At 44.2% G+C, this 22,555-nt stretch carries 19 protein-coding genes; all 19 read right to left on the bottom strand.

What is annotated here, in order from left to right:
* Window positions 1-11: 11 nt before the first annotated feature.
* Window positions 12-3,884 (bottom strand): YhdP family protein, encoded by a 3,873-nt coding sequence (locus H2O73_RS07180; protein ID WP_182108040.1) that lies wholly within the window; start codon window positions 3,882-3,884, stop codon window positions 12-14.
* A gap of 10 nt (window positions 3,885-3,894) precedes the next feature.
* Window positions 3,895-5,364, bottom strand: coding sequence for a ribonuclease G (gene rng, locus H2O73_RS07175; RefSeq protein WP_182108038.1), 1,470 nt, complete (start codon window positions 5,362-5,364; stop codon window positions 3,895-3,897).
* 20 nt (window positions 5,365-5,384) lie between these two features.
* Window positions 5,385-5,945: a Maf family protein gene (locus H2O73_RS07170; RefSeq protein WP_182108036.1), complete on the bottom strand. Its 561-nt coding sequence runs from the start codon at window positions 5,943-5,945 to the stop codon at window positions 5,385-5,387.
* 2 nt (window positions 5,946-5,947) lie between these two features.
* A complete protein-coding gene (gene mreD, locus H2O73_RS07165; RefSeq protein WP_182108034.1) occupies window positions 5,948-6,436 on the bottom strand; it encodes a rod shape-determining protein MreD in 489 nt (162 codons plus the stop codon).
* Window positions 6,426-7,328: a rod shape-determining protein MreC gene (gene mreC / locus H2O73_RS07160; protein ID WP_182108033.1), complete on the bottom strand. Its 903-nt coding sequence runs from the start codon at window positions 7,326-7,328 to the stop codon at window positions 6,426-6,428. The genes mreD and mreC overlap by 11 nt, the downstream gene beginning before the upstream one ends.
* A 59-nt stretch (window positions 7,329-7,387) precedes the next feature.
* Window positions 7,388-8,431 (bottom strand): rod shape-determining protein, encoded by a 1,044-nt coding sequence (locus tag H2O73_RS07155; RefSeq protein WP_120031701.1) that lies wholly within the window; start codon window positions 8,429-8,431, stop codon window positions 7,388-7,390.
* A gap of 151 nt (window positions 8,432-8,582) precedes the next feature.
* Window positions 8,583-12,017 (bottom strand): DUF6701 domain-containing protein, encoded by a 3,435-nt coding sequence (locus tag H2O73_RS07150; RefSeq protein ID WP_182108031.1) that lies wholly within the window; start codon window positions 12,015-12,017, stop codon window positions 8,583-8,585.
* Between the two features lie 5 nt (window positions 12,018-12,022).
* The gene (locus H2O73_RS07145; RefSeq protein WP_182108029.1) at window positions 12,023-12,466 is read right to left on the bottom strand and encodes an MSHA biogenesis protein MshP; all 444 of its coding nucleotides are present in this window, start codon (window positions 12,464-12,466) and stop codon (window positions 12,023-12,025) included.
* Window positions 12,456-13,214, bottom strand: a complete 759-nt coding sequence (locus H2O73_RS07140) for a PilW family protein (RefSeq protein WP_182108027.1) — start codon at window positions 13,212-13,214, stop codon at window positions 12,456-12,458. Before H2O73_RS07140 ends, H2O73_RS07145 begins: the two co-directional genes overlap by 11 nt.
* Window positions 13,214-13,750: a type IV pilus modification PilV family protein gene (locus H2O73_RS07135; RefSeq protein WP_182108025.1), complete on the bottom strand. Its 537-nt coding sequence runs from the start codon at window positions 13,748-13,750 to the stop codon at window positions 13,214-13,216. Before H2O73_RS07135 ends, H2O73_RS07140 begins: the two co-directional genes overlap by 1 nt.
* A complete protein-coding gene (locus H2O73_RS07130) occupies window positions 13,750-14,229 on the bottom strand; it encodes a prepilin-type N-terminal cleavage/methylation domain-containing protein (protein WP_182108023.1) in 480 nt (159 codons plus the stop codon). Before H2O73_RS07130 ends, H2O73_RS07135 begins: the two co-directional genes overlap by 1 nt.
* Before the next feature lie 124 nt (window positions 14,230-14,353).
* Complete coding sequence (locus H2O73_RS07125; RefSeq protein WP_182108017.1) at window positions 14,354-14,809, bottom strand: type II secretion system protein; 456 nt, start codon at window positions 14,807-14,809, stop codon at window positions 14,354-14,356.
* A 38-nt stretch (window positions 14,810-14,847) separates the two neighbouring features.
* Window positions 14,848-15,417, bottom strand: coding sequence for a prepilin-type N-terminal cleavage/methylation domain-containing protein (locus H2O73_RS07120; protein ID WP_182108015.1), 570 nt, complete (start codon window positions 15,415-15,417; stop codon window positions 14,848-14,850).
* A 69-nt stretch (window positions 15,418-15,486) separates the two neighbouring features.
* Window positions 15,487-15,957 carry an MSHA biogenesis protein MshF gene (locus H2O73_RS07115; protein WP_182108013.1) on the bottom strand — a complete coding sequence of 157 codons (471 nt, stop codon included), beginning with the start codon at window positions 15,955-15,957 and terminating at the stop codon, window positions 15,487-15,489.
* A 1-nt stretch (window position 15,958) separates the two neighbouring features.
* Window positions 15,959-17,179: a type II secretion system F family protein gene (locus H2O73_RS07110; protein ID WP_182108012.1), complete on the bottom strand. Its 1,221-nt coding sequence runs from the start codon at window positions 17,177-17,179 to the stop codon at window positions 15,959-15,961.
* Between the two features lie 8 nt (window positions 17,180-17,187).
* Window positions 17,188-18,912 carry an MSHA fimbrial ATPase MshE gene (gene mshE / locus H2O73_RS07105; protein ID WP_182108010.1) on the bottom strand — a complete coding sequence of 575 codons (1,725 nt, stop codon included), beginning with the start codon at window positions 18,910-18,912 and terminating at the stop codon, window positions 17,188-17,190.
* Window positions 18,902-20,065, bottom strand: a complete 1,164-nt coding sequence (locus H2O73_RS07100) for a tetratricopeptide repeat protein (RefSeq protein WP_182108001.1) — start codon at window positions 20,063-20,065, stop codon at window positions 18,902-18,904. Before H2O73_RS07100 ends, mshE begins: the two co-directional genes overlap by 11 nt.
* Window positions 20,066-20,068: 3 nt before the next feature.
* On the bottom strand, window positions 20,069-20,908 hold the full coding sequence (locus tag H2O73_RS07095) for an ExeA family protein (RefSeq protein WP_182107999.1): 840 nt from the start codon (window positions 20,906-20,908) through the stop codon (window positions 20,069-20,071).
* Window positions 20,909-20,914: 6 nt separating this feature from the next.
* A complete protein-coding gene (gene mshL, locus H2O73_RS07090) occupies window positions 20,915-22,543 on the bottom strand; it encodes a pilus (MSHA type) biogenesis protein MshL (RefSeq protein ID WP_182107997.1) in 1,629 nt (542 codons plus the stop codon).
* Between the last annotated feature and the right edge of the window lie 12 nt (window positions 22,544-22,555).

The following is a 22,555-nucleotide window of genomic DNA, read 5'->3' as shown; positions in this document are numbered from 1 at the left end:
AGTGAACCTCCTTAATTTACGGCGTCTAGCAGCTTCTTCGGTAATTTGAACTCTCCTTTACTACGAGAGACTTCTTTTACCACGGGCGCATCAAGTGGACCTTTTACTTCATAATCAACCTGTGTAAATACCTCAACAACGGGTGAGATCACCGTGGTAATAGCCAACACATACAGTGCCGTTTGTGGTGTCACCGCAAACGCACTCAACACAGGTATACCTGAGGTAATATCAGGCACAAAGTTAACTTCAGCATCCACGGTACGACTATTTAAGTTGGCAAGTCCTTTGATGTTCATCTCACCAGCCACAGCATCCATCCGAATGTCATTGGTCAGGAAAATGCCATTTTTGATCTCACCACTGCCGGTAATAGAGTTAAACGCCATTCCTTTGTCGAAGACATCACTAAAGTCGAGTTTCATTTTACGGATGATAGAATCTAAGCTAAATAAACCTAATAATCTGGCAGCACCACTCACATCTGAAATTAAACCTTTGCCGAGTTCTGTCTGCACATTCCCCGACAAGCTGCTCACTCGTAGTGACCAAGGCGCCCCATCCCATTTAAGTTTGGCACGAATATCAAACGGTGCTTTCTGTATACCAGAGGTAATACCAAATCGTTCCATCACTTCGGTATTATTATCACCTGATAAAGCCAGTTGCATGCTGGTTGTGCTCTTGTCACCTTCCAATAGCCAGCTTCCGGTAACATTGACTTGGCTACTACCACTTTTCAATGAAAGATCACGCCATTGCAATGTATTACCTTGACGCTGTAAATCTAAATGCGCCTGACCAAGCTTATAGCCTTGCACCCAAAAATCGTCGATTGCCAATGTTATGTTAGGCAGTTTTTGATGCAGTTTTCGATCAAATTCGGTCACCATAGGTAAGCTAGGATCTTCTGCCTCAAGCAAACTGCGACGTTGAACATTTTGATCTTCAAGTTCTGGGAAGAAGAGATGCAAGTGATCTAGCTTCACGGACAAGTCATAGGGTTCAAGGTAACTTGCCTCGCCTTGCGCTTCTTGGCTGTCCAACTTCATATGCCAGCCTAAGTTTTTGCGCCTAGCATCAAAATCGACATCATTCCATGCAATACCCGCCAGCTTTAACTCGTCTACATTGAGATCAATACGTTCTGGTGTCGGTATTGTTGGCGTATTGAGTTTTGCCAATATTGATGGCTTTTGTGGCTCAGGCAGAGTCAACGCGTCTAACCAAGCGTCCATATCAAACTGAGCACTTCTCACTTGTAAATGGTGCCCCACAATCGGGCTGATCTTAAAACTGCCTTTGCCTAAAACGAGATTTGTCGCGGTAAGCTTTGGCGTATCTGGGCGAATATCAATTTCAGCTTGGTATTTAAAATCTGGCAATTGTAGCCGTGCAGCGACAGCTTCTTGATTGCCCGATGCTTGCAATTTAGCCTTGCCTTTCTCGCCCATTGTGCGTTGCAAGGGATAAGGGTAATCACTGGCTAACATCTGCATATCCGCACTGGCATCGATCTGATAAGTAAAGCCGACATCATTGAGCTGAATATCAATATTGCTTTGCCATGGCACATGACCTGATACCGGTTTTAGCCATTGTGCACCGACATAAGGTGCGAGAGGTTTAATCTGCCAATCACCTAATACATCAATGTCAACGTTATAGCCTGTGTTCGAGCTTTCACCATTGAAGTCGATAGCGATAGGCTGATTGAGTAGTTTCGCTGACAAACCCGCCGCTTTAACCACATCATTATCAAACTCAACCCGTCCAGAAACGTTATCCAACTCCATTGGTGGCGCATCAATAGTAACGTGATTATTCTTGAGCTCAGCATAACCCCAAGCTCGGGTATCAAAATCTTCAAATGGCACTTTGAGCTGGAACTTAGAGCTAACCTTACCTTCGACCTGTAGCGTAGTCAGAGCGGCGCCAACTGAATCGACTAATGGTGAAGCGGTCATATAATCACGAACTTTATCACCGTTACCGACAACGGAAGCTTCGATCTCAATATGACCGTTTTCGGCTAACTCAGGAATTCGCCCAGTAATTCGATTGGCATATACGCCACGTAATTGTGCACTGTGCGAATCTAGGTGCATTTCGTCATTTTGAAACAGTAAATCAAGCTGTAGATTGGTAATAGCTGGCCAAGTAGTATCAAAACTAAAGGTGCCGTCTTTTAAACCAACCCAAGCTTGGAACATGCCATCGTTCTTCTGGTATGGAAAATCTGCGAGTTCCCCATACCAGAGCAGTTTGGCTGTGTCGGCTTTACCACCTTGAATGGCTGTTGAGAGATAATCTGTAAGCTCTTGCCCCAACGCTGGCGCTGGTAAATAGCGCCAAGTTTCACCGGCGTTAAACAGATCTGCTTCAGCATAAAACGATAAAAATGGGCTTTGGTTGGTTGGAAAGTCGAGCCTAAAAGCACCTAACGCTTGCAGATCCGGCGTAGAGACTGTCACTTTGTCTGACCACAAACGCCAACCTTGCTCGCCCAGGTTTTGCCACACGAGATCAACTTCCCCCTGCTTAATACGCAAAGGGGCTTGAAATACATCACCATATGGTAATACATCATCAATAATACGCGCTTTAGCAAGAGCTTGTTGATAGTGACCACTAACTTGAACTTCGAGATGGTTAATACCCGGCAAGAGTTCCCATTGCTGCATTTTCCCTTGCTCTAGCTTAGCGGAGTATTTTATCGACTCAATTTCATCCGCCATTTGCACACGAATATCTTCTAGCTGACCACTTAAAGCAAACTTCTGCAGTAGCTCTGAGACCGAACTGGACTCTGGCGCTAATTTTACTAATGGTGAAATGGCAGCTAAATCAAGCTGAGAGGCATTAAGTAGCCATTTATCGCTTTGCCAATTAAACGCAATGTCTAACTCTGGCCACTCTATATCGTCCGTACGCAGTTTTAGTGAGTGAGCATTTACTTGCCATCCCTCACCGCTGGGTTCCAGAACAAACACCCCAGACTCAAACATCAACTCATGGCGAGCACCTTCTTGCCAAATCAACTCTGATGGTAATACTTCAAGGTACGCACTCACTGGCTTGCTGTGGTAAAGCGTCACCCAAGTGTTTAAGCTCACGGCACCTTTTTCTATCCCCGTCTCGTGTTGCAAATACTCTGTTAACCACGGTGTGATAAGAATATTCTCAGCTGAAAGGTAAAATTCACCGGTCACATCCAGCAGCGAGCCATGATCCATAAAATTCGCTTTCACATCGAGTGAGTTAAGCTTGGCTTCTGGAATGGTTATCTCACCTTCAGCAGCGTGGTGGCGACCTTGGTTGTTCCACTTCAATTGGGCAATATCAAGGCGTCGCTCTGTGCCATCGATACCTGTAAATTGCACACTTGAGTCTTTAAGAGAGAAATGATCTAGCTGGCGTAGCAATAACTTATCGAGTTGCTCAACAACATTTTGCTGCTCGCCTTGAGGACTTAATTTAGGTGTGTCATTGGTTTCAACCCATTGAATCGATCGAACATCGATATTGAGCGCGTGAACGCTCAAATCAGCAACAACAGGTTCTAACTGAAATAAGGATTGGAATAAGTCGAATTCGACTTCCACCGCCTGTGCAGAAAAGCCTATGCCACTTCCTTCGGGGGTTTTTGCTCGTACATCGACCAGCGAAATTGAAGGATGCGTATTACGCCAAAAACCACTAATTTCGCCAATTTCGAACTCTAATCCAGTCCCCTGGTTTACCCAAGTTTGGATCTCTTTTTGAAAATGATTAAGTTGTGGCAGAGTGATGCGAAGGGTAGTAACAGCAATGGCTAAAATAACCATTGCTGCCAAAAATACCCACAGCAGACCTTGTGCTATACGGTTGAATGTCGCGCTCACATGTTTCCTATTACATCATAACAACATCAAAATGCTCTTGAACGTAGAGCGGTTCTGATTGAATTTTTACTTGCTTACCAATAAAGACTTCAAGTTCTGCCAAGGCATGTGATTCATCACCTTGTAAAGTATCAGCCACCGCTGGTGAGGCATAAACAACAAAATTATCGGCATCGTATGCGCGGTTCACTCGTGTAATTTCACGTAATATTTCATAACACACGGTTTCAATAGTCTTCACGCGACCGCGCCCTTCACAAGTTGGACAAGTAGAACACAGTACATGTTCAATACTTTCACGGGTGCGTTTTCTCGTCATCTCCACCAAACCTAGACTGGTAAAGCCATTGATATTGGTTTTGACTCGGTCTTGGCTCAGAGCATTCTCTAGTGAAGTGACCACTCGCTTGCGGTGCTCTTCCGAAATCATATCGATAAAATCGATGATGATGATGCCGCCTAAGTTACGTAAGCGTAGCTGGCGAGCGATCGCTTGAGTCGCCTCGACATTGGTATTGAAGATGGTTTCTTCAAGATTACGACGCCCAACAAATGCACCGGTGTTGATATCAACCGTGGTCATCGCTTCTGTTTGATCGATAATTAGATAACCACCCGATTTCAAGTCAACTTTTCGATCTAGCGAACGCTGAATCTCATTCTCAGTGTCATACATATCGAAGATTGGCTTGTCACCTTCATACAGCTCAAGCTTTTCGGTTAGTTCAGGAACGTATTCAGAAGTAAATTCTTTAAGATTTTCAAATTCTAAACGTGAGTCAACTAGGATCTTTGTAAGTTCCGTACCGACAAAATCACGCAGAATACGCTGAGATAAGCCAAGCTCGCCATAAAGTGTGGCTCGCGTTTTGTATTTCGCTCGGCGCTCATTCACTTTTGACCAAAGACGCTTTAAGAATGCGGCATCTTGCGATAGCTCTTGTTCGTCAGCGCCTTCAGCAGCGGTACGAATAATGAAGCCACCATCGTCATCACAGTAGTGACCAACCACTTTCTTTAAACGCTCACGCTCTTTCTCGCTTTCAATACGCTGTGATACACCCACATGACTTGCGCCAGGCATAAACACCAAATAACGAGAAGGCAGCGTAATATCGGTAGTAAGACGAGCACCTTTGGTACCAAGTGGATCTTTCACCACTTGCACAACAATATCTTGCCCTTGGCGCACCAGTTCGGAAATATCACGAACTTGAAATTGTTGTTTCTCATTTTCCGCTACGCACTCGGTATGAGGAACGATATCTGATGCGTGAAGAAACGCGGCTTTATCTAAGCCAATATCAACAAATGCCGCCTGCATACCAGGCAAGACTCGGCTGACTTTACCTTTATATATATTACCTACAATGCCTCGTTTTGCTTCTCGCTCAACATGGACTTCTTGTAAGACCCCTTCTTCGATCATCGCCACGCGCGTTTCGCTCGGGGTCACATTGATCAACAACTCTGCACTCATGAGCGCACCTCAAATTTGAATTATAAAAATTTGTGCAAGAGCTGGTCAGTTTCAAATAACGGCAAGCCAACGACAGCGTAGTAGCTGCCTTCGATTCGGGTGACAAAGCGCCCTCCAATTCCTTGGATTGCATAACTGCCAGCTTTATCGCATGGTTCACCCGATTGCCAGTATTGTTTGATTTCTTGCTCTGACAACGGTTTAAACCATACGTCGGTAGTCACAACTACCGTTTCTTGATTTTGCTTGTTTGCTACCGTTACGGCGGTCATCACTTGATGTGCCCGTCCGGATAGCTGCATTAGCATCTGTTTCGCATGCTCGAAGTCATTCGGTTTCTCTAGCACCGTTTGATCACACACGACGATGGTATCGGACCCAATCACTATCGAATTGGGCTCTAATGCCACCCCTGCTAACGCTTTATCTTGAGACAAGCGCGACACGTATTCGAACGCACTTTCCTCACTTCGACGCAGTTCTTCTACGTCGGTACGAATAATTGAAAATTGGTAACCTAACTGCTCTAGTAACTCTTTACGCCTTGGAGAGCCTGATGCTAATACAATAGAAGGTTGCATGTTTACCTCACGTGCCAACGGCGTCGAACACGGCGCATCAATAAGAACATCCATGGCCATAGAATACAGTTAATTAGCCCAGCCCAAAGTGATGTGGGGTTAAAAGTAATATCTTGGATTAAATATTCACCAAAGAAAATCATCACTTCCAATGCTATCGATAATAGACCGATGACCATCGCCTGCTGCCACAACGCCATATTGCGCAAAACTAAGAAGTTCAGAGCCACAATATAGATCAGTATCGACATCATCATGCCACGAATGCCTAGGGTAGAGCCTAGTAGAAGATCCCACAGTAACCCTAATATTAAGGCAGTACCAACATTTACGCGATGTGGAAGTGCAAGCACCCAATAGCAAGTGACCAATAACAACCATGATGGACGCAGTACATCAAGGACGCCTGGCCAAGGTATAGTTTGCAGTGTTAAGGCAATAACAAATGAAGCCAAAATCACCATTTTGCCTTTCATGACACTATTCGCCATTAGTTACTACCTCTTCGCTTACTACCTCTGCCATATTATTGGGTTCCGCTTGTTGAACTTTTTCTTGGCGCGAATCACTTGGCCAAATCAATAACAGGTAGCGAAGGCGTTCAAAATCAACCACAGGATCGGCTTCAATTAATGCGAACTCTCTGTGACTGTCACGCTCTACTTTATCAATATAAGCAACCGGATACCCCTCAGGATAAACACCACCTAAACCGGATGTCACCAGTAAATCTCCGTCCTGAATATCGGTACTGATTGGGATATGATCAAGGTGGATCTTGTCCACTTTGCTGTTACCAGACGCGATCACTCGAATGTCATTACGGATCACCTGTACTGGAATGGCGCTATTAGAGTCAGTCAATAGCAGTACTCGGCTATTGTGTGCTGAAACAAACGTTACCTGACCAACAATGCCTTTTTCATTGGCAACAGGCTGACCAACGTATACGCCATCGATTTGACCTTTATCGATCACTACTTGGTGGCGATAAGGTGAGGTATCAACTGCCATCACTTCAGCAACTACTTTACGCTCATCACGGACGAATGAAGAACCGAGTAGTTTACGAAGTCGCTGGTTTTCTTCTCGATATTGATCAAGAAGTAATAGATCATTTTTTAGACGCAGCACTTCTCGCTTGAGGGCTCGATTGCTTTCCATTGTTCCTTGGCTGGTATTGAATCGCTCGTACACTCCATCAAACATCTCTCGGGGTACGTCAGCCAAATACTGGATCGGTGCGACAATGCTATTCAACAAATAGCGCACTTGAGCAAAAGCACCTAAACGACTATCAGCCAGCATAAGGCTGGCTGATAGAATCACGGCGAAAAATAAGCGTAATTGAAGTGAAGGTCCTCGGCCAAAAATAGGCTTCATTGATTATGAGTTCCTTTGTTCATTCTTATTTACCCAGCCAATTGTCTGGGTATTAGCAATTATTCTTCGCTAAATAAATCGCCACCATGCATGTCGATCATTTCTAGAGCTTTACCACCACCACGTGCAACACACGTCAGTGGGTCTTCAGCAATGACCACTGGAATACCTGTTTCTTCAGTTAGTAGACGGTCAATATCTTTCAACAGTGCACCACCACCAGTAAGAACCATACCGTTTTCAGAAATATCTGAAGCAAGTTCTGGTGGACATTGCTCTAGCGCAACCATCACAGCAGAAACAATACCGGTTAGCGGCTCTTGCAGCGCTTCTAAGATCTCGTTTGAGTTTAGGCTAAAGCTACGTGGCACACCTTCCGCAAGGTTACGACCGCGAACTTCAATTTCTTGAACTTCATCGCCAGGATAAGCTGAACCAATTTCGTGTTTGATCTTCTCTGCCGTTGCTTCACCAATCAAGCTGCCGTAGTTACGACGTACGTAGTTAATGATTGCTTCATCGAAACGGTCACCGCCGATACGAACAGATGATGAGTAAACCACACCATTTAGTGAGATAACGGCAACTTCAGTCGTACCACCACCAATATCGACCACCATTGAGCCTGTCGGTTCTGAAACGCGAAGACCAGCACCAATTGCTGCCGCCATTGGCTCATCAATTAGGTAAACTTCACGCGCACCCGCACCCAGTGCAGATTCACGAATAGCACGACGCTCAACTTGAGTAGAGCCGCATGGCACACACACAAGAACTCGTGGGCTTGGTTTTAGTACGCTGTTGTCATGCACTTGCTTAATAAAGTGCTGTAACATTTTTTCTGTCACGTAGAAATCAGCAATTACGCCATCTTTCATTGGACGGATCGCAGAGATATTGCCTGGCGTACGACCTAGCATTTGCTTAGCTGCATGACCGACAGCCGCAACGCTTTTACCAGCGCGATTGCGATCTTGTCGAATAGCGACTACTGAAGGTTCATCAAGGACAATGCCTTGACCTTTGACATAAATAAGGGTGTTGGCTGTACCTAAATCGATTGATAGGTCATTCGAAAAGATGCCACGAAGTTTTTTGAACATATTCTTCGTTCGTCCTGAAAGAATTAGAAGATAAAAATTGCTCTAAATGTACCAATGCCTCGCCATCACAGCAAGGCATTGTCTAAGAAAGATGGAGTGAAACACGCAATTTCTGACAGTTTCCTTACGTAACACAACTTTTTAACAATGATTATTGCCCGATAAGTTCTGATTCACCGCGGAAAATGATCTTATCGTTGCCACGATAGATGCCGAAGGTCACCACAGTTGCGGGATTTCCTTCTACGCCACTGCCGCTATCCCAAAGATACTGCAGCCAAGGTAGTTTATTATTGCCATCAACAAGTTCCAACCACACCTGTGTTTGCTGGCGTTCAAGCTTGTCTTGTTTTGCCACGATCAAATGAGAGATTCCCTCACTTACTATACCACCATCAGATAAACTCACTTCTGCTGGTACTTCTGGCGCTTCAACATCACTCCAGATTACGTTGTTACTTGCCACCAGATTTGAGCCTTTGACATCGCTTGCACTGTCGTTGACATTGATAACGAAGCGAGTGCCACTCCAGTACTCAAGACGCAACGGTACCTTGACGCCATCATTACTCGCCACTCCCCCGACACTACTCAATGTTGCACGACCAAAGCGCAAATCAGGCTGAGTCGTTAGCCTATCTTCTGCAGTCCTAAATGCGATAGGGTCAACCGATCCACCATCCGCAATCACTATATTGGTGACTTTGGTAATACCTTCCTCGTCACTTTCAAACAGGTTAAAGGGACCATCTTCATACCCAGCCTTGGTTGTTGCCTTAAGCCAACATAGGCTATCTGTAGATAGACAATCATCACCAGCAGACACATTGAAGACACCCAAAGTGGAGGTTAAGCGGCTATCCCATGAGGTAGCATTGATTATCGGTGTAACCAAACGAGGTGTAGAGTCGTCTTGTAGATAGTCTTGCTCTTCTAAGATAAATTTCGCCTGTAGCTCTGACTCAAAGTAACGATAGTTTACAATGTCACTTTCATTGGCAGTAAATGCTTCAACACTGAACTCAAGTCCATCAAAAGGCTGATTCATATAATTGAAACCTTGCCCTGAAGCGTAATCCCAACTTGTCGAATCCGGACTAACTTTAAAGAACTTAGGGTAAAAACGACCAACTGCTTTGTAGCCCGGTTGAATCCCCATACCCAAATAGTCTCCGCTGCTAGCTTGTAGTTGTATCTGCCCTACTTCATTCCAACTGAGATCATTAAATAGATAGTAGCCGTTAATATCATCGAGATAACTTTTGGTCGTAGAACCACTCAAACTGCCTTCCTTACCACCACTAGCTACTGTTGGTAAGGTTAAGTTATGAACTAGCGGGATCTCCAATGTACCAGCTTCGCCTTTAGCGAAATTAACCGTGACCTTAGTTATATCACAGTAGCCGTCTTGCGTTGCTATTGAGCCTGATATCCCCCCTCCGCTTTGCCAGCGAATCGGCAATACTGCGATGTCAAAGTTATCTCCTGCCGCAGTAAAACCAGCAGAACCTGCATCGCTGATGTTGCCACTTGGCAAAGCGCTTGAAGCTGAATGACAAACAGCAAATGTCCACGGGCGAGCTTTGAACTTCAATTCACCACTAATTTCTTTGCTCTCACCACGAGGACAATCTACGGGGTCAACACCAGTTTGATAAAAGTCTTCGCACTTGATGGTATCAACAAGACGACCAATATATTGCCCCGCCTCATCAAACTGAATAGTGGCAATAGCGAGACCTTGCTTAATATCAGCGTCAAAGCTCAGTTTCTCTGCACTATCACTCCACTGCCCTGGTACAAAATTGCTATTCTGTAAAAGCTCTTGAGAGAAGGCTTTATTGTAGTTACCTGTAATGGTATCCCCATTGCTATCGCAAGCGAGTACTTCGATATCAACCTGCTCAACCTTGCCTGCTATTAGTTCTTTCTCCTGACCATTATTGATATCAAAAACAACAGGGGCAAAAACGACGTGGCTGTTATCTGAAATAGAGTTATCACCGACCACATGTGCTGCTACTTCTATCTCGCCATAGTCATTGCCAGCTTTAGAATCAATACTGAATTCAAAACGACTCTTATCATCATCAAATCGAACCAAAGAAAAAGTCAATGCATTCGGCGTGGTGCTATAAAGCGACACCATGTTGTCACCTATATCACTGATAGGCTGACCATCTTTATCAAACACTTCAACATAGATGAGTTTGCTATCTGCACATTGAAGATAGATGTTGCTCGGTACAACATTGATAGTACTAATGTCTGAGCTAGGAGGATCAAAACAATTGAGATTGTTGGTTGCTTTGATTCGGTTGTTACCGCCACTAATGGCGATCGAATGGGATGTCACACCACCATTTAGAGTATTATTCCACCCCGTGAAACCAAAACCGTTATCTTTATCATCAGCTTCTTTGTCAATAAATACATAAGCATTAATAACAACATTACTCACATCAGACTCTAGATAAAAATTCGCATCTTCCCCATGCCCAATAAATAGCAAGTTTTCACTTTTTGAACCAGGGCTAGTATTAATTTCAATACCTGATTTTTCGAACAGTATTTCTTTGTAATTGACTTCCGTTGGAGCTTTTACTTCTAAACGCGCGTCTTCCGCTTCAAACTTTAACTCTTTAAAAAAGTACTGACCGCCTTGTAAAACCAGCGTTGCTCCTTCCGCCACTTTTACATCTTTATAAATACCAGGCGTGAGGTAGCAATCGACGGTATTGTCTAACTTACAATCTATATCTGATTTGTTGCCTGTGTTTGGGAATGATCCCAACGTAACTGGAAATCCATCTATATCTGGTTTTTGATCTGAAATTTTACAGTCTGTCACTGTGCCATCAGGGAGTACACAATCCCTCACGCCTGTACTTGAAGATAAGAAAAATTGTGTTTCATAATTACCAAGATGAACATAATTACTCGCACTAACTTGTAAAGCACCAAAAGGCTTATCATTAGCAAGTAAATAATTAGTCTGCACCGTATTAGGTACATAAGGACAAATATCTAACTTAAATACCGGCAGTTCTGGGGGAGTATCAAGATCACCACAACGCAAGTTATGTAACTCATCATCATCGTCTTCATGCTCAAATACTGCGTAAGCTTTATGAGAAGTAAATTGCGTGGTTATTGATTTAGTAATTCCTTTAGACCAATGCCCATCTTGATAAACGTAGTAAGTCAAATTCCCATAGTAAGAATTTGCACTGTGTCTTGTATATTGATAATCAAAGCGAACAGTCGCTCCTTTATCTTCATCTACACTAGGATCATAAAATAGTGAGTTTTCATGATCATCATCGCTTGACCATACTTTTATTGTTTTATTTCTGTCTTTTTTTTTGTCACTCGCAAAGAAAAAAACTTCTTCGTCAAAATCCCATTTGTTTTTAGAGATATTTCCAGGATATTGACTGTAGAAATCAGAGTGCTGCTTTCCGTAATCAGCATATAATGTGAAGTCTTTTTTATAATCGACCTTGCAGTACTCAACTAAGTCTTCGTCAGCGAGCACCGTTAGGCTCACTAAAGTGAAAAATAATACGGTTAAAAAACGCTTCATAGCATTTACTCCCTAACCCAAATTTCTTCGGTTCGTTCTACTTGGCTCTTTCCTGAACCACACTGTACTCGTGCAAGTAATTTGAAGTAGTTCATACCATCTAATTCCCCGACAGGGTTACACGCTAGATTTTCCAAACGACAGCTCATTTTACTACCTGTAAAATCACGTTCTGAATCAACTAAACTGGAATTTATCGTACTACCTATATTTGGGCAGTTGCTGGCTACGGCAGAGCTTGTTGAGTCCAAGGGGTAGAACACCGTCAGCATTTCTTCATTCACTGATTGAGCTAACAGCCAGGCTTGTGTACCCAACACGTCTTTGGCATGCGCATCATTATTTGACCACTGAATACGCGTTAATGTGGTGGCTAAAAAGCCCATCACGACTAATATAAACACGACTACCACATACAAACTGCCTTGCTGATTTTTGCTATGGGACATTTAGCACCTGCACATCTTGTCGAAAACTGGTCACTTCACCACGTTGCGCAAAGCTCAAATCAATGTGCACGACACCATTGTGTTGTACGCTGGCCGGTGTATAGGAAACCTTACCACTCACTGACATTTCTGATGCATCCGTAAGCGGTCTTGGCGAATCAGAAAATCCAACGTCGCGAGTTATGCGGTCACCGCCCACACAGTAGGAAATCCTCTTATTGTTAGCGGTAATATAGAGTCGATTAGCAACAGAGCCCCCGACTAGTTCAGACGCTTTGCCTGGGATAGAGAAGGTAGCACCGGAGACAGATGAACCGGATATTTTCACCATATCAACCAAGTCAAAGCTGTTATCTAAAACATCTAGCCTTTGATCAGGAGAGAGCATTTCTGTGGGATTAATGATCAATCGTTTGTCATTTAGCGAGCTAACACTGGCTGACACATCGCCAACAATAAAATTGATGTCACTTCCTGAGACGGCATAAAAGCCCGAGTCGATAATAGGAAAAAAAGCAATGCAGTCTTGACCAGCATAATCGACAAATATATTCGGGGTGGCATACCTTGCTTCGCGGGTCATTTTTTCTAAGGCGAACTTGGCTTGTGTTTGCACTCTTTGTCTATCGATGCTTTGCGCATACCCTTTACTACCTAACTCAACGAACCCCGCAATGCCTAGCACTAAAATTGAACCCACTAGCATGGTGATAACCATTTCAATTAGAGTGAATCCGCGAACTTTCATCAATAGTTCCCCCGATAAGCCACATACTCAATTGGCGTTTGATCACTCGCCGCTATTTTTAGCGTAATCTTCTTAACCATTTGAGTGGAGGTGTTAACGGCATATACAACGTCGATATCTAGCCGAAAGTTGTGATAGCTACTATCTTCGCCGGAAGAAATCAGGTCGTATAAATTATTACAGCCAGATGTACCATTGGGCGTCCAACAACCGCGATAATCATCGACATCATTGAATAAATCAGGCGCCGTTGCTGTTTCACCTAAATCGGTGTCTATGCCAAGTGCGCGACAAGCAGTTGCACCCGACAGTGAGCAACGCACCTCGCCTCCGGCTGAATTATTATGGTCAAACTTACGTGCAAGAATTTTGGTCATCACACTCTGCCCAAGCGCTGATGCTCGCGATTGATAATGTGGGTCAGCAGAACTGGCAACTTGTGGCATCAAGAAACTGGTTATCGTTACCATGGCAAATGCCATCACAACCATCACCACAATGCTTTCAATCAGAGTAAAACCGCGTCGCTTATTCATTACAGGCACCCCGACTTTGAAATGAATCCGTTCGGGCAAATAGAGACCTGTGCTTGGCTATTTGAGCCATGAATTTTGATCGTCACACCATTTGCAGCGGCACCTTGAGGGCTACCCAGTAAATCAAAAGCCACTGTAGTAATATTAGGGGCAACGGAAAAAGTCACCTCATCGTCAGCCACCCAATCGCTGCGTCCCTCAGGGCTAGCGCAACCTTTTACAGAACCAATACAGTTGGCAGAAATGGACAAGACAAAATTGCCGTTACTGCTCGGATCATCGGAATCGATGATATTGGATTGCATACGATTCAATTGAACTTGGCGGGCAACGGCTACCACGGAGTCTTGAATGGCGAGCGCAGAGAAACTACCAACACCAATATATCGGCTGGCAGCATAGAGAGAGATGATGGTCAGAATAATGATCACAACGATCAATTCGACCAAGGTGAAGCCCAATCGCTTGCGAATAATCATCCTACCTTCGTCAACCACAAATGAACTTTTGTAGTATATCGAAAAATGTTATGCAATCGTTGAGTTATTGGGAAATTTGAGACAGGCGTAAAAAAGGCCAGCTAAGCTGACCTATAAAAGTCTATTATTTACACTCTTTAACTGCTGCTGTTGCAATCGCGCTAGATGTAGCTTGAGTATATTTAACGTAGCACTTAGTTGTATTAGTCGTACCTTGCTCTTTAAAGGTATATCTAATTTCACCATCAGGAATTCCAGCAGCCGAAACAACTGACCAATCGGATTCCAAACCAACAACGGCTTTAGCAATACCAGTTGCTGTTGCTGTTGGGTAACCGAAAATAGTGTCAATTTCATCTACTTTTGTAACAGCATCTTTAGACTCTTTGCCTTCAATAGCCGCTTTACCGTAGACAAGACCAGCAGCACCATCGATAGCACCTTTAAGACCTTGAAGCGAAGCTTCGCGCGCATCATCTTGTAGGTTCAAGAAACGTGGCGCTGCCGTCACTGCAAGAATACCTAGAATAACAATTACCACCACGAGTTCGATCAGGGTGAAACCGCCTTGTTTTTTCATAGTAAGATCTCTCTATTTTTTATGTTATTTTCGCAGTATTACTGCAAGGTTACGGTCACACGACCTGTTTTTACTTCGTACTCGAACTGATGTTCAGTGCCACCCTCTTGCTGGATATAAATGCAAGAGTCGCCATCCGTTTGAGCGGAATATTTTACATCGCGGTTTGTTTTTGCGATTTCCACAGTATCAACTTTTGGAGGATTTTGTAGCAAGTTCTCCATCAAATTAACACAGGCTAATTCTGTTAATTGCGTCGGATATCCCGCATTTTCGTCCACTAGACCGATCGGGTAACCATCTCTATAGCCCGTACTGCTACCATTGGATTCTTTAGAACGCGTTAACCAAAACTCTACACCGTCATAATTGACGTAGTTTTGCTTTTCTTCACCATTGGTTTTAGAAGGGCGAGCTTCAGCCTCCCATTGGGCACGGGCAGAGAGAACACCAGTAGCAAAGCCACCAGCGACACCTTCAATACTGGCTTTTTTCGCTTCATCTGTGACGTCTAAAAAGCGAGGCAAAGCGGCTACCGCCAATAAGCCGACAACGACGATAACGACTACAAGCTCAACTAACGAAAAACCAGTTTGTTTTTTAATCATAATGTTATCAACTCACCTTTTTGTACTAGTTATTATACGCGCCTTGCCCAATATTACTACAACATAGCGTCAAAATTCATGTTCTGACGAAAAGCTGACGCCTACGCTAAATTTATTATCAACAAGGTTGATGTATATTGCATGTTCGCGACTATAAAAGTACTCACATTGAAAACCTGATAGCTTTGAATTGTCTTTTATTTTTATTGGCAAAGATTCAAGAACACGCTCTTCTTCATAAAATAACGCTAACCAATAGTGGCAATCGACTTTATTAGCCAAATTAAGCGGCTTTACCCAACCAGATTTAGAATAATGAATCACCTTGTGATTGAGTGTTAACTTGTCGGGTTCACCCGATAGAAGCCATTGCTGCTTATAAAAATTGGCGCGCTCAACAATTCTATTGCTCGCCACTAAAAGCGCCGTGTCACTCGCTTCTTGCTCTACTTTTTTCCACGCAATAACAAAAGCAAACAGCAATGTCACTAACACCAAAAACCATACCGCTAAGCGAGATCGTTCAATTTGTTTTGGCATATTAACCCTTGATTGCGTCGAGCATGCCCCACATAGGCAAGAAGATACCTAGGGCTAATATCAACACCATACCGGCAACAACGACCAGCAAGAATGGTTCAATGCGAGCGGTCAGAGTTTTTAGATCGTAATCGACTTCACGGTCGTAAAAATCAGCCACTTCCACTAACAATTCATCAATTCGCCCCGTTTCTTCACCCACCGAAATCATCTGAATAACTAATGGCGTAAAAATTCCACTGGCAATTGCGGTATTAGAAATAGAGCTACCCGCTTCAATCGACGCTTTCATCTCGAGCAGTCGATTTTCCAAAAATCGGTTGTCGAGCGCCTCAGCCGAAAGTGCTAGGGACTGATTCAATGGCACGCCCGCTTTAAGCATCAAAGAGAAAGTACGCGAAAAACGCGCTAGCTGTGCTCGATTTACTACACTGCCAATGATCGGCATTCTTAGACGAAATTTATCCCACTTCTCTCGACCATTGGCTGTTTTTACCCAAGCTCTGAAAGCAAATAAGAGGCCGAATATGGCGGCTAACATCAACGGCCAAAAATGGACGAAGAAATCAGAAGTAGCAATCAAAATCCTCGTTGGTAGCGGCAAGTCGACCCCAAATCGTGCAAACATGGTAGAAAACTGTGGGATAACTTTAACGTTCAACACAAACATTGCGAGTACAATGAAAGAAATTACAAAGGTTGGATAACGCATAGCCGTTTTAATTCGCTTACGTGTTTCAAGCTCTTGCTCATAGTAATTGGCTAATTGAAGCAAGGCGTCATCCAATCGACCGGTGTTTTCACCCACACTCAGCATAGAAACAAAAAGCGGGCTAAAGACTTTCGGATGCAACTGCATTGAACCAGACAAGCTACGACCATTAGTAAGCTCATTAGTCACTTCTTCCAAAGCTTCCTTAAGCTGCTTGTTCGAACAGTTTTGCGTCAAACCGCGCATTGAACGCAGCAAGGGCACACCTGCTTTAGTTAAGCTGTACATCTGGCGACAAAAAATCACCAACACTTCCAAAGGAATCGCAGGCGAAAACAGCACAGAAAGATCAAAATCTAAACTGCCGCCTTTTTTTCCCGCTTTGATGTCGGTTGGAATAACACCTTTAGCGATCAACGCTTCAGAGGCCAGTTCCACCGTGGCAGCTTCGATCTGCCCCGATACTTTACTGCCATCTAAATTTCGACCTTGATAGTTAAAGACTGACATGACAATTCCTACAAGTAGATCGCTTGAACGCTACCAGAAGTATCACCTTCACCTAGGTTCATCACTTCGTCAAAACTCACCACACCTTGCAAAGCCAGCTCCATCGCAGAGACAAGCAGCGGTTTGTAGTTACTTGAGTTTCTAGCAATTTGAGTAAAACCGACCGCATCATTCGCACGCAGAGCATCCATCATATCTTGCTCTAACTCGAGTATTTCGAACACACCAATTCGTCCACGGTAGCCTGTTAGATTACAGTTTTGACAACCTCGCCCACGGACAAAACTCGCTTCAACTTGGTTAGGGAAACGCTGCATCAACCACTGACGGTGGCTCTCTTCTAATTGATGTTCCTTTTTGCAATCAGGGCACACTTTACGCACCAATCGCTGAGCAACAACAGCGCGTACCGCACTCGCGACTAAGTAGCCTGGCGCCCCCATATCCATCATACGCAAGGCGCTATCGACCGCGTCATTGGTATGCAGCGTACTAAGAACTAAGTGACCGGTCAGTGCAGCGCGAAGACCGATCTCAACCGTCTCTTGGTCACGCATCTCACCGACTAAAATGATGTCTGGGTCTTGACGCAAAAAGGTTCTTAAAATTGTCGAAAAGTCTAAGTTGATCTTAGGATTCACTTGAACCTGATTAACTCGTGGCAAACGATATTCAACCGGATCTTCTACCGTAATAATTTTTTTGCCTGGCTCATTAAGCTCACTCAATGCGCCATATAGCGTCGTCGTTTTACCTGAACCTGTCGGTCCTGTTACCAAAATCATGCCATGTGGGCGACGAAGTTGGCTGCGTAAACGAAGCAACAACTCAGCTGGCAATCCTGACTCTTCAAGACTTCTTACGCCCGAAGATTGATTGAGAAGACGCATTACCACCGATTCGCCATATTGAACAGGCATTGTCGACATACGGATATCGACCGATTGACCTTTGGCTTTGATGTTAAAGCGACCATCTTGTGGCAAGCGTTTTTCTGAAATATCCAGATTCGCCATCAGCTTTAAGCGCAAAACCAATGCCGAGGCAATATTCACTTCGTTAAGTAAGGTTTCATGCAATACACCATCAATACGCTGACGCAAGCGAAGTACATTAGAATCCGGTTCAATATGAATATCTGATGCGCCCACTTGGATCGCATCTTCAAACATTGAGTTGATCAGTTTTACGACCGTCACTTCATCGCTGTCAGAATCTTCAATACTGAAATCGAAGGCTTCTGTCACTTGGTGCTCTGCCTGTAACTGCTCGGCAAACGAAGCAATTTCTTTGGTTCGACGGTAATAACGGTCAAAACCATCAACCAATTGCTTTTCCGGAGCAATCACAAAATCAATCGAGTATTGCGGCAGTTGAGATAGCAATGATTCTTGAGCAAACAAATCAGCAGGGTCACTCATTGCGACTCGAAGTGAATCTTGGTTGCGACCGATCACCAATGCGCGCAAACGTCGAGCATGCACTTCTGGTAGTAACTGAACCGCATCAATATCGATATTTAAACGGCTTAAATCAATTAAGGGAACATCAAGTTGCTGAGATAAGAAAGTCAGCATCTGCTTTTCGGTTAAAAAGCCGAGGTCAATCAGAGCAGCACCGAGCTTTCGCCCTGTTGATTTTTGTGCCGCAAGCGCCTGCTCAACCTGCTGTTCGGTGATGATGCCTTCTTCAACCAACAAGTCACCAAGGCGTTTTCTTAATCTAATTTGCATTGGTTTGATCCTCTAGCCGGCTTAACAACACCAAACGGTCACGAATAAATTGCTGGGATTGGCTTGAAAGCCCAACTTTATTCAGTGCTTGTTGGTACACCTTCGTCGCTTTAGTGAGCTCAAAAGCTCGCTCTAACTGAATACCTAAACCCAACCACCAACGACCATTATCAGGCTCCAGCTGGACAAGTTTTTGATAGCTCTCTTGTGCCATTTCATCTTGCGCACTTTTTTGCGCCAAGACTGCTCGTAGCGACAAATATTCAACCGTTGGATTGGAAGGTAAATAAACAAGTGGGGTGAGCGCGGCAGTATTTTGCTTCTCTTTAAGCAACAATTTAGCCAATGAGATACGCAAACTCATATCATCTTGTGAAAGTGCGATGCCTTTTTGCAGTAAATCCACCGCTTTGCGGACTTCGCCTTTACCGTAATATAAAGCAACGAGTTTTTGTCGCACCTGGCTATCACGTGGTGTATAGCGAAGCGCATCATTGTAGTAATTGATAGCGCCAGCTAGATCATTGGCATCCAGCGATTTTTCCGCTCGAGACTGCGCTTTTTCGGCTAATTGGATTGGAGTGAGCTCGACTTGTTCCACGATAACCTCTCCTGTCGTAACCTCTAACGCGGGTTTAACTTGCGCGGTTACAACAGACTCTGGCTGGTGTGAAACACCAGCTTTGGCAATGAGCACCGGCTTTGCCACAACGTTATACTCTTCAACTTGTTCTAATGGCGCTGATAGCGTATTGCTTTCGACAGTTCGTTGAGCCACCACTATAGGAGCAACACGCTCTTCAACAACCGTATCCGCATTAGTAGGCAAAGAATTAGCAACTGCGTCACTCTGGCGTTGAGGCGCAGCAAAAATGGCATCACTTGCTTGAGCCAATTTAGTCGTTGGAGATCGCACTGGCGTATTGGTTGAAATAGGCTGACTAACAATCACTTCGCTTGTCGCCTGAAGTACAGGCACTGGCTGCTGAGAAATAGCCCAACCGCCGACCGCTAAGCTAAGGGTAAATCCACTTATCAGCCATGGTAATGCATTGGTTCGTTTTACAACTTGCACCTGCGCTCTTTCTAGCCCTGATTTTGAAACCGTTTGTGACTTCGACAATTCAGATAGCGCGTTATTAATCGCACTCATGTTCTAACTCCAACCCCATAATATCGGGCTTTTATATTTTGGTTTACAAGCATCAAAGGTATCGTGCATAGCGGCATGCAAGTGGGTGTTTCCAACTTTTGATAAGTTTTGACTGCTCGCAAATACTAAACTCTTGTGACAAATTTGGTTAACTAGCCTTGGGATGCCATGGCTCGCTTTCCACACCGATTTCTTCTGCGCTAAGGTGAACACGTCTTGGTTTGAACCCGCTTTGGCGATTCGACTATCAATATACGCAACGGTTTCATCGAGTGAGAGCGCTCTCAACTTTGCGTTAAAGGTAATTCGTTGGCGAAACTGACGCAGGTGGTATTGCTCTAACCGCACATCTAACTCAGGCTGACCAAACAGTACAATCTGCATCAACTTTTGTTGTTCCGTTTCCAAGTTTCCAAATAAACGCAGTACCTCAAGCGCTTCATCGCTGAGCGCTTGTGCTTCATCAACCAGCACCACAACCTGTTTGCCTATTTTCGTAAGCTCGATGAGACGACACTGTATATCGTCAACAATTTTGGTTGGGCTAACACTTTCAACTGACAACTCAGTTGCCACCGCTTGCCTTAATTCATCACCACTCAATGCAGGGTTAGGCAAATAGACTAACTGAATATGAGGCTCGAAATGGTTGACTAGCATACGACAAACCATGGTTTTACCCGTTCCAACCTCACCCGTTACTTTAATCACACCCTCCCCCATAGAGAGCGCCGAATTGACCATTTGAATGGCTTCATAATGTGGCTCTAAGCCCAAGAACAACTCAGTATTGGGCGTTAGATGAAATGGCAGTTGGGAAAAACCAAATTGCTCTAAATACATGCCGATTTACTGCTGCTGTTCCGGGAACCATTCTTGAAGTAAATCACGTGAGCGTTCCAGCTCCTTTTGCCATGTATTCACACCAACCACTGTTGGCTTAAGTAAAATTACCAATTCTGTTTTTTGGTTCAGTTTTGTGCTGTTTCTAAAGAGATGCCCAACCCCTGGAACATCACCTAAGAATGGAACTTTTGATACTTGATCGATAGTGTTAGATTTCATCAAACCACCTATCACCACCACATCACCATCTTGAGCTCGAATTACTGAGTCAGACTCACGAATTGAACTACGAGCTAGCGGTAGCGTGATGGCATTGCCACCAAAGCCAATCTCTTTCACTTGCTCTTTCACTTCAGTTACCGCAGGGTGCACGTGAAGCAGAACATTACCTTGGTCATCAATCTGTGGGGTGACATCTAATGAAATGCCTGAGAAAAATGGCGTTAACTCAACTTCTGGTGAAGGTTCTGAATTGTCACCAGAGCCAACAACACTCGACAGATCTGTCACGTAGTACTCATCAGTACCAACCTTAATCACTGCTTTTTGGTTATTTGAAGCAGTTACGCGTGGACTAGACAGCACATTTAAGTCACCTTGTGTGGCCATAAAACTGATGACCGCATCGAAACTACCACTCGAGATCACCAAATTTGTTTGACCACCGAGTAAGGTGCCTATCGTATCCAAACCTGGTAGTGTTGGAGCATTACCGTTGGTTAACTCTGTTGAACCTTGACCAATCGTATAGTCGGTACCATTAGAGCTAAAGGCTTTGCTCCAATTGATCCCTTGCTGATATCCGTCACTTAAGGTTACTTCTAATATCTTTGCTTCCAAAATAACTTGGCGATGCATGCGTTTCTGTGAGACACCTAAGAATTCACGTACTTGACGAATTTCATCAGGATAAGCACGCACAGTAATGACACTCGCTTGTGGGGTCACCACTACGGACTGCCCCTTACCACTACCAATCAATTGAGTCACAGCAGACTGTAATTGAGGCCAAAAATCACTTTCACTGGTTGTTTCAATCTCTGTACCACCGCTGGCAGAAGAAGAGCTTGATGAACTCGACGATGAATCAGAATCACTTGATGAACCACTGTCAGTACTGGTAATGGTACCGGTGGTAATTGAAGTCAATGAACGGCCCGTACGTTTAAATTGAAGGTAATCAACCGGAATTGTCACCGTGCGTAAACCCGCAGGGTAAACCTGAATAACTTTACCAACCACCTGCACGTCATAGCCATACATATCACTGACAACAGATAGCACTTCATCTAAAGTGACATCCGAAAGGTTTACGGTAATTTTCCCACTGACATCAGGGTGAATCGCCGCGCTAAACTCTGTGCCTTTAACCAAACTGGTGAAAAACGCTCTGGCATCCACACCACTGGCTTTGATTCGAAAACGTTTTACCGTTTCGCTTTGCTCAACGGCTATACCATCTAAATCAGGCATCAGATCAGCTTCTACCGATGGCGGCAGCTCTTGAAGTGCACGGCTATTTGATTCATTAATCGCTTCATTTAGGGCGTTTTTCGCTTCTACAGGGTCTCGGTGCCCCATCGCGCAGCCTGCCAACGAAACAAGGGAAATGGCTAAAACAAGTTTACGCATACAATTCCAACA

This window comes from Vibrio marinisediminis (genome assembly GCF_014050145.1).
GTDB lineage: Bacteria > Pseudomonadota > Gammaproteobacteria > Enterobacterales > Vibrionaceae > Vibrio > Vibrio marinisediminis.
Note: the sequence above shows the minus strand (reverse complement) of the source record. Positions and strands in the feature narration are given on the sequence as shown.